Here is a 13,657-nt window from a genome sequence, read left to right as displayed (position 1 = left end):
TTCATTATAGTATTAAGCATTAAATAGACGGCAAAAAAATAACATACCCTTCTATCAAAAGGTAATCCAATAGAGATCACATTCCCTGCCTGCAATAAGTACAGGATGGCAACTAGCTGTATCACTACTGAAACTCCACACGCGACTCTCATTTGTGGAGGCATAATTCTATGTCTTCCTCCCATTGCAAATTCCCCATAAGGCAATCCCAGAGACAGCAGTATATAAAGAATCACTGCTCCCAAAAAAGTAATACTCCCAATCCATGCTGATATCAAGTTTTCACCCCTCCATAATTTATTTATCGCACATTAAATTGTATGAGTGTAATGAATTATTATGGGCATCAACACAAGTGGCAGCTCTTTCACCCAAATATTTTTTTATGATGAACTAGCACAAGCAACACAAAAATATCTGAGTAATATAGAAGTAAATAGACCAATGAGGTGATCCACAAATGGCAAATACAACGAAGATTCGCAAACGTGCTGAACAGCTGAAAGGTAGACCCGTGTGCATTACGTTACATGATGGACGTACGTATATAGGATGGATAACCGGCCTCGATAAGAATGGACTGACCCTTTCCAAACCACGTAAAAACAAACACAGAAAATCAAAAAAACACTCTTCTTCCCGCTCCCGGAAAGCAAACGTATCAGGACTAATGCCCTTATTCGGCTCACTTTTCGGAATGGGTGGAGGCGCTCTAGGCTCCGCAGGAGCAGGGGCTGCCAGTTCTGGAGGCGGTGGTTTTGGCGGATTTGGCGGGTTCGGGGGAATCGGCAACTTTATTGGAATGGTACAAAAAACTATGCCGGTTATGAAGATGGGCTACAATATGATTAAATCTATTTCCCCCTTCCTTAACGGGCTAAAAGGATTAATGGGATAATCAAAAGACACCCCTCAAGGTGTCTTTTATTTTTGCTCATAATCTTATCAGGTTCTTTAACAATTTGCCTGCAGATCTTAACCGTGGACGTTTTAAATGCTCCTGTACATAACGATAATTCGTCAATTCAACCTTAGCATCACTGAGGGCATAGGTAAAATCATCATCAAAGGGCAACTTATACTCCCAAACTCGCTTACTCCAGTGCGGAATATTTGCTTGCATCCATGGATCGTCTATCCCGGGATGAATATAGGTCTCACTAACGCCATCCGGCAGCGAATACAGCTTAGCAATAATAGATCTTTTAAAACTTTCATACGTCTCGCCTTCCTCTACACCAAAAGGATGCGATAGCAAATAGTCGGGAATCGGCACCCCAAACGTATCCGCCAGCCCTGCTCCAAGGGCAACTGGTCGTTCAATATTTTTCAGCGATGCCAAAAGCGGATCCTCAGCATGGATGTATCTGAAGAATCGTGAGGGCAATCCCCAGCGCGAAATTTTCCACAACGTCTGCGGAAGCAAGCTGCGTCCTGTTTCCATTCCGTATAAACTACCCATGTGGTTGTCTACATGGCTAATCACTATTCCCGACTGTTTCACTCGCTCGTACTGCGCATCTATCTCCTTTAGTACGGCTTTTGTCTGCGCTCCCTGTTCGAACTCTTTTACCGTCCTATATTGATGTCCGCTCTCGTCGTGAAGAGAAGCCTCCCCCGTCAGGCTCGCCCAGCGCAAAGCCTCAAATTCACTAGTCATCGTCAAGTGAAGTCCCACATTCCGTTGTTGCCTGCGACTACACCATGCAGCTGCCTCCTCAAAGCCAGGGGCCACCGCCATAATCGTTGCTGAGGATACCTTTTCCTCTTCCAGCAGATGTTTTATCGCCTGATTCATGGGGGGACTTTGCCCAAAATCATCACAATTGATGATTAATTTTTTGTTCATAGTCAGCCTCACCTCTCAAAGAGTCCATAAATGTAAATTTCATTGTGAAGGATATGACAACAGCTATGGCCAAAAGACATAATGGCACCACACTTATTAAATACCTAAATGTCGCTTCAGGATTGGACCCTGGGTCATCGCCGCCTTGATAGCCAAAGATCATACCTACAATGAAAAAAGCTAACGCAGAGATTAACCCGCTTGAACGAGTGATGAATCCGCTTACAGCCGTGTAGATTCCTTCTCTTCTCAGACCTGTTTTTTCCGCATCCTCATCAATAATCTTGCCACCTACTATTGCTGGGGTCACTAGAAATCCGGCTAATCCGAAACCGACAACTACGCCAGCAGCCACGCCACTTAAGAGGTCATAACCAAACCATAACGGAATTACCGATAACGCATATAAGATCAGTGATAACCGCCACGCCTTAACCCCGTCCATCTTACGAATCATCCAGTACCACACGAATACTAATGGAATGACCGAAACAAAAACAGCTGCGAGTAAAATCGATACCTGAGCCTCGGAGATATGAAGTACATATTTTGCATAAAAAGGGATCATCGAGCTTACAAGTCCATTCACCGTTTGGGCAAAAGAGTTCGAAACATTAAACACCCAAAACTTTTTATTCCGAATGGTCTCCCGAAAAGCCGGAATCAACTTCAAGGGTTCCTGCTCTGTGAGCTCCTTCTTTTCTTGGACATTCATCATACATAAAAACATAAACACTCCAAAGAGACAGGCATACACTATAGCCATATTAGAGAAACCAATAGCTGCAAAAATAATTGGGGTTAAGGCAGTACCGATTAACAAAGCTACAACTTGATAGCCTTGCTGAATCGCAGAGGCTTTTGCCCGAATACGGTCTCCACGGAAGAGCTCCGGGAGTAACGCTCCATAATTCACCCACAACACAGTGGCGACAGCCTCATAGAAAATAAGTGTGACTAGAAACCAAGTGAACAATCCATTTTCAGATAATCCGCCGGGAGGGGAGAAAACCAGTACAAATGCCAGCATGAATAACGGAATTGAGCCAAACACCCATGGTCTGCGTCGACCCAAACGAGTATCTGTGCGATCTGACCAATAGCCGAATAACGGATTGTTTACCGCATCCCAGATCAGAAAGATGGTTCTGGCTAATGTAGCAAGTCCAATGCCCAATCCTAATTTTTCAACATAAAAGTAACTGTAAAATGAACTAAATGCCTGACTGGGAACCATCATCGCAAACATCCCTAAAGCAAAGGTGTACGGCGAATTGATCCATTTATGCTTCACTCACATACCTCCCCTATGGTAAAGATCCGGTTGTAATATATTACCATACCGAAGAGAGAACGCCATCAAATTTTTCCTTAGCAGAAACTACGGATAAAAAAAGAGGCCCCGCAGACCATCAACAAATGGCTGCGGAGCTTTTTCATAACTAGACTATAAAACATCCTTCAGCTTGCTCCGGCTCTGAACATCCAGGGCTAGATAATCACGGATTTCGCATCTTTTTCCATTGATATCCGTAAGAATGATTCGTTTATGACTTGGATACTGCATATGCTCGTGCAGGTTCCGCATAACGATCCGGGTCTGGCCCAGATTCGTTTGCAGCTCCCAAATCCACATATCCGCTTTTTGCTTAATAGAATCAATGCGGGTTACAACCGGGAGAAAATACCGCAGCCGGAGCTCTGTATCCACTTCCACCCGACTTTCTTCATCGAGCTGATCAATGTCACGAATGACCCCGATTTCCTCACTCTTGGAGTTACGGACGGAAATATACTCCGTGGTGTATTGAAAAGGAAATATTCGAAAAAGAATTAATTCCTCATATACCTGACCCTCCACCACTCCTTGAAACACGCCACCTTGACTGCGGCTAAAAGAGATTGCACCCGGTTCAAGAATGTTAATCTCATAGGGATCTTTAGGATTCAATTCCCCGTTAACAAGATTCGGATCACTCATGCATCTCAACCCCCTTAATCTGCGACATTTCCTTCTGTGCCTCAACTAGCTTGAAGTAAGCACCTTCTGCAGCAAGCAATTCCTCATGTGTACCCACTTCAATGATCTTCCCGCGTTCAAGCACTACAAGACGGTTCGCATTTCTTAGCGTGGATAATCGATGGGCAATCGCGAATGTCGTTCTGCCTTTTACCAGTCGCGAGATCGCTTCTTGAATTTGCCGCTCGGTCACTGTATCTACAGAAGCTGTTGCTTCATCTAGGATTAGAATTCGCGGATCGTGAATTATTGCTCGGGCAATAGACACTCGCTGCTTCTCTCCACCGGACAATTTATGGCCACGTTCCCCAACTCTTGTATCATAGCCATCTGGCAATTGAACGATAAAATCATGGGCGTTGGCAATTTTTGCAGCCCGCATGATTTCTAATTCCGTAGCGTCCGGTTTAGAATAGGCAATATTCTCAGCAATCGTTCCGTCGAATAGAAACGTCTCCTGCAGCACTACACCGATCTGACTACGCAGATCTGACTGGCTGATATTTCGGATGTCCACACCATCGATGGTAATGGTTCCCTCATCTGTGTCATAGAAGCGACAGATCATATTAATGAACGTCGACTTACCGGCACCTGAATGTCCGACCAGACCAATCATCTCGCCCGCACCCACTTTTAAATCCACGTTCTTGAGCACAGGATGATGTTTTTCGTATCCATAAGTAACCCGCTTAAACTCAACCTCACCGTTTACGCGGCCGATGGCTGCTGGATTCACAGTATCAGGCACATCTGACGGTGTATCCATAATTTCAAAGACCCGATCTGCTGCTGAAATCGCATGGCTGGCCCAGTTGATCATTTGGCTCACCCACTGCAAAGGTCCGAGAAGCATCCCAAGGTAGGTCACCAAAGCGATTAGCGTACCGATGGATAATTGGCCCTGTAGCACCGTTTTCCCGCCATAAAACCAAATTAATAACGTACCCACACCAGCAACCAACGCAAAAGCAGGAAACATCCCCTGCCATAAGCCTTCGATCCGAATATTATGCCGAACCAGCTCCTTATTGGCGACTGTATAACGTGACATCTCTGTTGTTTCCTGACCGAATGCTTTGACTACACGAATTCCCTGCAAAGAATCGCCAACCAAAGCGTTTAATCTAAAAATAGATCTCCACTGCTGGTACCAACGTCTGCCAATCATCGGCCATAACACGGTCGACAGCACCACCATAAGCGGCATAGGCAGCATAGCAAGCAGCGTTAGCTTCCAATCCATACTGAACATAATAGTGAAAATAGCGATTACCCGCAGCGATTCACCCGAGACCCAGATTACACCGTCAGTCATAAATTGCCGCATCGCCTCTGAATCATTATTCACCCGTCCAATAAATTGCGAAGATTGTCTTCGGTCGAAAAAAGATAAAGATAATTTCATCAAGGAATGATACACATCATGACGAAGATCACCCATGATTTTGGAACCAATCCATACCCCTATAAGTCCACGTAGCGTCTGCATTAAAGTAATTACTAAGGATGTGGCTGCTAGCCCGATCACAATCCATAGAAGCGTTGAGCCCATATCCTTTTCTGTCAACACATTATCAACGATCATCTTCGTCAAAAATGGTGGAACAAGCTCTACCAATGTAGTAAAAATCAACATAATCGCCGCGGCGATCATTTGGATCTTATAAGGCTTAGCGTAGCTCAGCATCCGAAATAGAACCTTGCCGTTACTCTTGCACACCGGACAAGCTTGCGAATCCTCCGGCAGTGGATTGCGGCATTTTGGACAATTCCTTGGAAACTCTTTTTCAGAAGCGGTTGGCCGTTCCTCGCCTTTAGCTACAGCGCCAATTAATTTAGAAGCAAAACCAAATATAGAGGTAAGTGATGCTGTATAACGTATAAGTATAATAGGCCCCTCTTGGGCATCCACAAGCAACGATCCGCCGCCTACCCCGCCTACTACCCGGGCATCAGTAATATTCGAGACTAGAAGCTTTGAGACCAGTTTCCCGTCCGTCCCCCAAACGGAAACCTCCTTCTCAGTCAATACAAGCCACTGCTCACCGAATTGCCCATCTTTCATTAAATCAGATACAGAGTGAAATAAAGGTTGTTCTGTAAGCTGTATTTCTATAGACTTGGGAAGTTTATCAATAGATGTCATACATTTCTCCCCTTTCTTTACCCACCTATTTACTCACATATATTTACAGTGGTAAAGATGAAAAAATGATTATAATTGTTTTGTATGGTTACTTGAACAAATAAAAAGACACCTCTAAAGGTGTCTTTTTGTATTACTTCCTATGGTTGGCTATACGCTTATTTCAAAGCTTTCCATACCCAGTTCTCTACTTCTGGCAAATCAATACCCTCTTCACGAATGAATTGGTGATGTTTCTTAACGATAGCATCCATTTCATCTGCGATCGCTTTATAGTCGTTAGCATTAGGTAAGCTCAGAACAGCTTCCTTCGCCAAGTCAAAGCGGTCCATTTGATTCAATACGCGCATATCGAATGGTGTTGTGATATCGCCATTCTCGCGGTATCCGTGTACGTGCAGGTTATGGTTATGGCGATCAAAGAACAAGTCTTTAATCAGACCTTCATATCCGTGGAAAGCAAAGATAACTGGTTTATCTTTTGTGAAAAATTGATCAAACTCTTCGTCAGATAAGCCACGCGGATCTAATTTTTGACTTCTCAGTTTCAACAAGTCTACCACATTGATATATCTAATCTTAAGGTTCGGCAGTTTTTCATGCAGGATAGAGATGGCAGCCAAGCTTTCGATAGTTGGTTCTGTACCTGCAGAAGCAAAGACAACATCAGGCTCTCCACCTTGATCGGTGCTTGCCCAGTCAATAATCTTCAGTCCTTTATCCACCAGCTCTTGTGCTTCATCCGCACTGAACCATTGTGGACGAGGATGTTTGGAAGAAACAATCAAGTTAATTTTTTGACGGTCATTTAAGACGGTGTCAAAGACAGCCAGCAAGGAGTTGGCATCAGCCGGCAAATACTCACGGATAAATTCTGGTTTTTTATCAGCCAAGTGACCTAGCAAACCTGGATCTTGGTGAGTGTAACCATTGTGGTCTTGTTGGAATACAGTTGAAGTTGCTACCACATTCAATGATGGAATATCCGCACGCCAGCTTTGATCTGTTGCTTTACGCAGCCATTTGAAATGTTGAGTAATCATCGAATCCACGACACGCAAGAAAGCTTCATAGCTTGCAAAGAAACCATGGCGACCTGTCAATACGTAACCTTCAAGCAAACCTTCTGCCTGATGTTCAGACAATTGGGAATCGATAACACGGCCATAAGAAGCTAGGAATTCATCATTCGGCTCAATCACTTGATCCAACCATTGACGTTTCGTCACTTCAAAGACAGGTCCCAGACGATTGGACATTGTTTCATCCGGTCCGAAAATTCTGAAATTGCGGTTCTCTTCGTTCAGAGAGATAACATCTTTCATGTATTTACCCAGAACGGCCATATCTTGTGCTATTACTTCACCTGGTTTGGAATTATCAAGTGCGAACTTACGGAAATTCGGTAAGTTTAGATCTTTAATTTGGTTGCCAGCATTAGTAACTGGGTTCATTCCCATACGTCTGTCGCCAGTTGGCAGAATCTCAGCAAGTTCAGCGTTCAGACGACCATTGTCATCAAATAATTCTTCTGGTCTATAGCTGTTCATCCACTCCAATAACGCTGGAGCATGCTTCATATTCTTTTGATCCACTGGAATCGGCACCTGATGGGCACGGAAAGAGTTCTCATTCGGAACACCATCCCATTGCTTTGGACCCGTCCAGCCCTTAGGAGAACGGAAGACCAACATTGGCCAAACCGGACGCGTAAGGTCATTGTTGTCACGTGCATTCTTTTGAATCGCTTCAATTCTTTCAACGATGGTATCAAGCACCTTAGCCATTTCCGGATGCATTAGATCAGGATTTTCGCCTTCAACGAAGAACGGTTCCCAACCCATACCTTTAAAGTATGCAGTAATTTCTTCTTTGGATTGACGAGACAGAATCGTTGGGTTACTGATTTTGAAACCATTTAAGTGCAAGATCGGCAGAACTGCACCATCAGTAACTGGATTGATGAACCGGTTGGAGAACCATGAAGCCGCTAATGGGCCAGTTTCAGCCTCTCCATCACCAATAACAACAGCGGAGATCAAATCTGGATTATCCAGAATTGCACCTACACCATGGGATAGAGAATAACCTAATTCGCCACCTTCGTGGATCGATCCAGGTGTTTCAGGGGCAGCATGGGAAGCAACTCCACCTGGGAAAGAGAATTGTTTGAACAATTTCTTCAGGCCTGGGATATCTTGTGTGATTTCCGGATAAATTTCAGTATAGCTACCATCGAGATAGGAGTTCGAAACCATGACCTGACCGCCATGACCAGGGCCCTCGATATAGAACATATTCAAATCATATTTAGTAATGACCCGATTCAAATGGGCATAAATAAAGTTCTGGCCAGGAATAGTTCCCCAGTGTCCAATGGGCTTAATCTTTACGTCTGCTTCTTTCAGCGGTTCTCTTAACAACGGATTATCTTTCAAATACAGTTGACCTACAGAGATGTAGTTAGTTGCGCGCCAGTATGCATCAAGCTTCTCTAAATAAGTTTTTGATGAGTAATCAACATCCATGGATAATACCATTTCTTCCACTCCCCAAAATTTTTTCTGTGTCTACATTGCCGTAATTTCTTCCACAAGTACATCATACCGCCGCGAAAAATTAATTCAACCTTTTCAACAAATGATACGGTCCAATTTTGTGAAAATATGAACATAGTATGAAAAACGGTGTCAATTGTCAGTAAAAATAAGTCAATATTAATATATATGTAAAAATATGGGCTGGAGTTTGCGGGGGATATTTACTACTTGTCCTTCATCTATTTTGCGCAAAATAAAAAAAATAAGACCGAGAAAAATTCCCCAGTCTTACTTTTAATGAACGGACACAAAGGTATTAAATTTTAAGTATTTATAGTGGAAGCGCATATGGGAGAATTCAAATGGCGTGCCATTATCTAAAAAGAAAATCCCTTCCATAATGCTTACTGGCTCATTTGCCTGCAAATGCAGCAGCTCTTGATCCGTAGCCTCAGAGGGTTCTGCGGATATCGATAAAAAGGATTTGGTTACCGCCAGATTTCGTGAATCCTCCAAATAATTAAAGATAGATCCTTCAATAATGGTCTGATTTAAATTCTGTACAATTTTGATTGGGATATAACCTGTTTCAATCATAAAGGGTTCATCATCAAAAAGACGTAAGCGAATGATTTTGTAAACAAAATCATGAGGGCCTAAAAACAGATCCCGCTGTAGTTCTTCCGTTGGTGGAATGACCTCAAATTTCAAAACTTTAATCTTTGGCTTCTTCCCATTCATTTGAAAATTGTCGGTGACACCTAAATTAGAGCCTTCGTAGTTAAAAATAGATTCATTTTTTATGTATAAAGGATTTATAAATGTCCCTGAGCCACGCTTTTTAAAAATAATGCCGGCATTTGCCATTTTAGTCAGAGCACTTTTAATAGAACTACGACTCACTTGATAAGTTTCACTAAGCGTTCGTTCATCCGGTAATTTCATATCGGGAAACTGCCCAGCAAAAATTTTCATTTTTAAGTCATCAATAATTTGTTTGTAGACAAACTGTGTCATGAAGTACTCCTTTTCAGGTCGATACAAGTTTTATTTCAATCTTTACTATAACATAATAACCAGACGTTTATAATCTATCCGGCCAGCTTATTTACGTCGGCGATTAGTCATGCGATTGTACATCACTAAACCCGCAATGACCATGCCCAGCGTCCCCATACTACTTGCTGATTCAGCCTGCATACCAAACAAAATACATAGGTTAGTGACCAAGCTTTTTGTAAGTACAGCAACAATAATTAACATCAACGGGCGCCAAATGTTGTATCTTCTCATCCAGGCAACACTCCTAATCCAATTTTCTCAAACTATTGATCGATTTCATCTATTATATCACAAGATAGTAACCGCATTCATTTCCTATAACCGTAAAGGAATCGAAGCACACCTGCATTTTTTACTTCCCTCTATCTTTTTCTGTATTCTAGCCTAGCGAACGTGACGTCTATGTGTCATATTCGCTTTCAATTCCTCAGCTCCTCCTATCCGTCAATTACGCCTTTATTCGACTTTTGGTCTGGACTTATCCTTTTTCACGGATTATAATAACGAATGCACACCAAAAGACGAACATTAAGGCGGAAATCATGAGAAATTATATGCAAATATTCCTAGGCACTTCATTTTCTAGCCTATCCCCAAAAGAAATTCAAATTTTAAAGGATCATCTCTTCTGTATCAATTCGGATGGGATGATAGAAATGATCGTTGCACCGGAGCACGCCGACTATCAACCCTTGCTTGATGCTTATCAAGGTCAGGACAATTTTCATGTATTAGCCGAAGGCCAGTATTTTTTGCCCGGCTTTATCGATCTGCATGTCCACGCGCCACAATGGGCTCAATCTGGAACTGCATTAGATATCCCGCTCTATGATTGGCTAAATACTTATACCTTCCCACTGGAGTCTAAATTCTCAGATCTGACTTTTGCAAAAAAAGTCTACGATGACGTGGTTGGCACTTTGCTCGCAAACGGAACAACTACAGCACTTTATTTTGCAACGGTGCATAAAGAGGCCAGTCTATTATTGGCTAAAATATGTGCGGAAAAAGGGCAACGTGGACTCGTTGGAAAAGTGGTTATGGACGATCCACAGGGAAATCCTGAGAATTATCGTGACTCCGACACCCACACCGCACTAGTGGATACGGAAGAATTTATACTAGCTGTACAAGAACTCGCTAAATCTACTAAACAAGGCGTTTATCCAGTAGTGACACCAAGGTTCATTCCAAGCTGCACTAATGAGGCTTTACAAGGCTTGGGAGAACTTGCCGCTAAATATGATACGTATGTGCAATCGCACTGCAGTGAAAGTGATTGGGCGCACGGTTATGTGCAAGAACGATTCCAAAAGAACGATGCTTTTGCCTTGCATGATTTTGGTCTGCTCAGTGATAAATCTGTCATGGCTCATTGTAATTTTTTAGATGAAGATGATGTGAATTTGTTTGCAGAGACAGGAACAGCTATTGCGCATTGTCCGATATCCAACGCGTATTTTGCCAATAGTGTCATTCCGATCGCTGACTTCCATGCCAAAGGCGTTGAGATTGGTTTAGGCTCTGATATTTCCGGAGGTTTTTCACCTAGTCTCTTCGATAACATTAGACAAGCCGTAATGTCTTCAAGAATGCTGGAGGATGGTGTGAATCCCTCACTTTCTGCACAAAACCGCGGAGTACCGGGATCACGAATTACGATCCATGAATCCTTTTATCTTGCTACCGCTGGCGGCGGAGAAAGCTTAAGCTTACCTATCGGCCGGTTACTAGAAGGTTATGCATGGGATGTTCAAATAATCGATACGAAAGTACCCTCGGCGAAATTGCCCGTCTTTGATGAGAGTGAAGATTTGCAAGATATTTTTCAAAAGATAATGTACCTGGCTAGACCTGAAAATATCCGTGAAGTCTGGGTACAGGGTGAAAAAGTTCATTCGCGTTAAAGATTAATTAAACTAGAAAACTTAAGGTGGGCATCGGAGTGAAAACACAAGTAAACGTACAAGAGCAAGCACATTTGGAATCACAGCTACTAACTGTCCTACCCGATGAAAAAGTTTCATTTAGTAAATCCGTCATTCTCGGCTTTCAACATGTATTGGCTATGGATGTCTATGTAGTGCCATTCCTTATTGCGATGTTAATCGGCTTACAGCCCAATCAGTCCAGCGCGTTAATCCAATCCACCTTTATTGCCGCAGGACTTGCAACGATTGTGCAAACCTATTTCTGTATGAAGCTGCCTATCGCTCAAGGTCCTTCTTATGTTCCGCTGGGTGCGATCGTCAGTATTTATGCAGCTAGTGGTGGCGGAGAGCTCGGTTGGAGCTCCGTGTTAGGTGCCAGCTTAATCGGGGCTATCCTGGTTATTATTTTGGGTTATGCGGGGATTTTTAATAAAATCGTTAAAAACTTTATTCCGCCTATCGTAGGTGGCACAATCATTTTCATTGTAGGTCTATCTTTATTGCCTGTTGCGATCAGAGATAATATCTACGGAGCCTCCGGCGCTTCAATTAATCAAAATGTATTATTAGCCCTTATTTCAGGTGCTACACTGCTTATTTTTGTGGTTCTCGGTACTTTGTTCCGTAATAAAGGATCTGTCTTCCGAATTCTTTCCGTAATGATGGCGTTAGTAGTCGGATGTATTTCCGCTAATATTATGGGCGTTTTAGATTTCTCAGCGATAAGTAGTGCCAAGTGGTTTAGCATGCCGCGGATCGCTTTTGTTGATTTCGGCTTTTCCTTCAACTTTTCAGCTATTATCACCATGGTTATTATTTATATCGTGCTGCTGGCTGAAACAACAGGCACATGGTTTGCGGTCAGCAATGTAATCAATAAACCTTTGACAGACAAAAATATTAACCGCGGCGTAATTGGAGAAGGAATTGGCTGTCTTATTGCTTCTGTGCTCGGTTCGACTCCTGTTACAGGTTATTCAACTAATGCAGGGATCATCTCCATTACAGGTGTTGCCAGCCGCCGGGTTTTTCTCGCTGTAGGAGGATGGTTTGTCCTCTTTGGTTGTTCCGGTAAACTCGCCGCTTTGATCTCTTCCATTCCATCCGCTGTAATCGGCGGCGTCTTCGCCATCATCTGCGGCATCATCGCAATTAATGGTGTGCAAGTAATGAAAAATGTAACCATCGGCGAAAAAGAAATGTACATTATTGCCTTACCAATGATCATCACCTTGGCTTTGGTACTCATTCCTGGTGACTACTTGAACTCTTTGCCTACATTCGTACAGTATTTATTAGGCTCACCTATCCTAGCTGCTTCATTGGCAGCAATATTATTGAATAAATTATTACCTAGTGGAAAATAGAACATAAAAAGGAGCAGCCTCTTATTGATCCTTTTTTATCCCCGCGAATAAGCCGAGCTTTGTATGCTACCTTCTGGAATTCCTTAAACAAAAGACACCCATCGAGGTGTCTTTTGTTTAAGGACATGATTACTTTTTACTTGAGTTCATCCATAAAACCGCCTTACCATATGACCTCACAATTTTAATACAAATATCCATATGTCCCTTGATTATATTTAATAAACTAGGATTCCTCCAAAATAACGGAGATTATCAACGCATTGAATTATTCCCTGAAATATATTATGATACGTTTAAACAATTAAACATTATAACGGAGGGAGTTATGAACGAATCTAATAGTAATCAGAAGGCGATTCATATTTTCGAGAATTTAAGCCCCTATTTCCAAGGCTTGGGAGATCCTATTCGTCAGCAAATCATTGCATTGCTGATCGACAAAGAGAGTATGAATGTGAGCCAAATTGCAGAGCATATCCCCATGTCCCGGCCTACAGTCTCTCATCATCTGAAAATATTACGGCAAGCAGGGCTGCTTAAGGTTCAGAAGAAGGGCACGGAAATGTTCTACAGACTTGAGTTTGACGAAGCGATAGCGCTTATGAAACAACTTGTCCATTTCGTTGAAGAGGAATGCCAGTGCTAATGCCATTAACCTGACTAGCACTTGTCATTCCTATTTTTTTAAGCGATATGTTAAATAACTTAAACATATAAACATTTAAACGGAGGTTGC

Annotated in this window: 11 protein-coding genes; 4 read left to right on the top strand and 7 right to left on the bottom strand. The window is 42.6% G+C overall.

Annotated features, from left to right (window positions below; genetic code table 11):
• Nucleotides 1-460 precede the first annotated feature (460 nt).
• Nucleotides 461-898: a hypothetical protein gene (locus tag NSQ55_RS01160; protein ID WP_076126935.1), complete on the top strand. Its 438-nt coding sequence runs from the start codon at nucleotides 461-463 to the stop codon at nucleotides 896-898.
• Nucleotides 899-934: 36 nt separating this feature from the next.
• Here NSQ55_RS01160 and NSQ55_RS01155 read toward each other — a convergent pair whose 3' ends face one another.
• From NSQ55_RS01155 to NSQ55_RS01125, 7 genes are all read right to left on the bottom strand, one after another.
• The gene (locus tag NSQ55_RS01155) at nucleotides 935-1,849 is read right to left on the bottom strand and encodes a polysaccharide deacetylase family protein (RefSeq protein ID WP_076187058.1); all 915 of its coding nucleotides are present in this window, start codon (nucleotides 1,847-1,849) and stop codon (nucleotides 935-937) included.
• Nucleotides 1,821-3,143, bottom strand: a complete 1,323-nt coding sequence (locus NSQ55_RS01150) for an MFS transporter (protein WP_076187056.1) — start codon at nucleotides 3,141-3,143, stop codon at nucleotides 1,821-1,823. Before NSQ55_RS01150 ends, NSQ55_RS01155 begins: the two co-directional genes overlap by 29 nt.
• Before the next feature lie 153 nt (nucleotides 3,144-3,296).
• Nucleotides 3,297-3,830 carry a DUF1854 domain-containing protein gene (locus tag NSQ55_RS01145; protein WP_051491493.1) on the bottom strand — a complete coding sequence of 178 codons (534 nt, stop codon included), beginning with the start codon at nucleotides 3,828-3,830 and terminating at the stop codon, nucleotides 3,297-3,299.
• The gene (locus tag NSQ55_RS01140; RefSeq protein WP_339170765.1) at nucleotides 3,823-6,018 is read right to left on the bottom strand and encodes an ABC transporter ATP-binding protein; all 2,196 of its coding nucleotides are present in this window, start codon (nucleotides 6,016-6,018) and stop codon (nucleotides 3,823-3,825) included. The genes NSQ55_RS01145 and NSQ55_RS01140 overlap by 8 nt, the downstream gene beginning before the upstream one ends.
• A gap of 158 nt (nucleotides 6,019-6,176) precedes the next feature.
• Complete coding sequence (locus NSQ55_RS01135) at nucleotides 6,177-8,558, bottom strand: phosphoketolase family protein (RefSeq protein ID WP_175618986.1); 2,382 nt, start codon at nucleotides 8,556-8,558, stop codon at nucleotides 6,177-6,179.
• Between the two features lie 294 nt (nucleotides 8,559-8,852).
• Nucleotides 8,853-9,575, bottom strand: coding sequence for a GntR family transcriptional regulator (locus NSQ55_RS01130; RefSeq protein WP_076126926.1), 723 nt, complete (start codon nucleotides 9,573-9,575; stop codon nucleotides 8,853-8,855).
• Between the two features lie 87 nt (nucleotides 9,576-9,662).
• Nucleotides 9,663-9,851: a hypothetical protein gene (locus NSQ55_RS01125; RefSeq protein WP_036687195.1), complete on the bottom strand. Its 189-nt coding sequence runs from the start codon at nucleotides 9,849-9,851 to the stop codon at nucleotides 9,663-9,665.
• A gap of 311 nt (nucleotides 9,852-10,162) precedes the next feature.
• Here NSQ55_RS01125 and guaD point away from each other — a divergent pair, with 311 nt between their 5' ends.
• The 3 genes from guaD to NSQ55_RS01110 all read left to right on the top strand — a co-directional run bounded on the left by guaD (nucleotide 10,163) and on the right by NSQ55_RS01110 (nucleotide 13,567).
• Entirely contained in the window at nucleotides 10,163-11,527 is a 1,365-nt protein-coding gene (gene guaD / locus NSQ55_RS01120; protein WP_339170763.1) for a guanine deaminase, read from the top strand.
• A gap of 38 nt (nucleotides 11,528-11,565) precedes the next feature.
• Nucleotides 11,566-12,918: a solute carrier family 23 protein gene (locus tag NSQ55_RS01115; RefSeq protein ID WP_076126923.1), complete on the top strand. Its 1,353-nt coding sequence runs from the start codon at nucleotides 11,566-11,568 to the stop codon at nucleotides 12,916-12,918.
• Between the two features lie 328 nt (nucleotides 12,919-13,246).
• The gene (locus tag NSQ55_RS01110; protein WP_076126921.1) at nucleotides 13,247-13,567 is read left to right on the top strand and encodes a metalloregulator ArsR/SmtB family transcription factor; all 321 of its coding nucleotides are present in this window, start codon (nucleotides 13,247-13,249) and stop codon (nucleotides 13,565-13,567) included.
• The last annotated feature ends 90 nt before the right edge of the window (nucleotides 13,568-13,657 follow it).

This window comes from Paenibacillus sp. FSL H7-0943 (assembly GCF_037963265.1).
GTDB classification, from domain to species: domain Bacteria; phylum Bacillota; class Bacilli; order Paenibacillales; family Paenibacillaceae; genus Paenibacillus_AQ; species Paenibacillus_AQ odorifer.
Note: the sequence above shows the minus strand (reverse complement) of the source record. Positions and strands in the feature narration are given on the sequence as shown.

What these genes read in the sequence shown, in the direction of transcription:
- NSQ55_RS01160 (WP_076126935.1), top strand. Translation starts at nt 461, where the DNA reads ATGGCAAATACAACGAAGATTCGCAAACGTGCTGAACAGCTGAAAGGT.
- NSQ55_RS01155 (WP_076187058.1), bottom strand. Translation starts at nt 1,849, where the DNA reads ATGAACAAAAAATTAATCATCAATTGTGATGATTTTGGGCAAAGTCCC.
- NSQ55_RS01145 (WP_051491493.1), bottom strand. Translation starts at nt 3,830, where the DNA reads ATGAGTGATCCGAATCTTGTTAACGGGGAATTGAATCCTAAAGATCCC.
- NSQ55_RS01140 (WP_339170765.1), bottom strand. Translation starts at nt 6,018, where the DNA reads ATGACATCTATTGATAAACTTCCCAAGTCTATAGAAATACAGCTTACA.
- NSQ55_RS01135 (WP_175618986.1), bottom strand. Translation starts at nt 8,558, where the DNA reads ATGGTATTATCCATGGATGTTGATTACTCATCAAAAACTTATTTAGAG.
- NSQ55_RS01130 (WP_076126926.1), bottom strand. Translation starts at nt 9,575, where the DNA reads ATGACACAGTTTGTCTACAAACAAATTATTGATGACTTAAAAATGAAA.
- NSQ55_RS01125 (WP_036687195.1), bottom strand. Translation starts at nt 9,851, where the DNA reads ATGAGAAGATACAACATTTGGCGCCCGTTGATGTTAATTATTGTTGCT.
- guaD (WP_339170763.1), top strand. Translation starts at nt 10,163, where the DNA reads ATGAGAAATTATATGCAAATATTCCTAGGCACTTCATTTTCTAGCCTA.
- NSQ55_RS01110 (WP_076126921.1), top strand. Translation starts at nt 13,247, where the DNA reads ATGAACGAATCTAATAGTAATCAGAAGGCGATTCATATTTTCGAGAAT.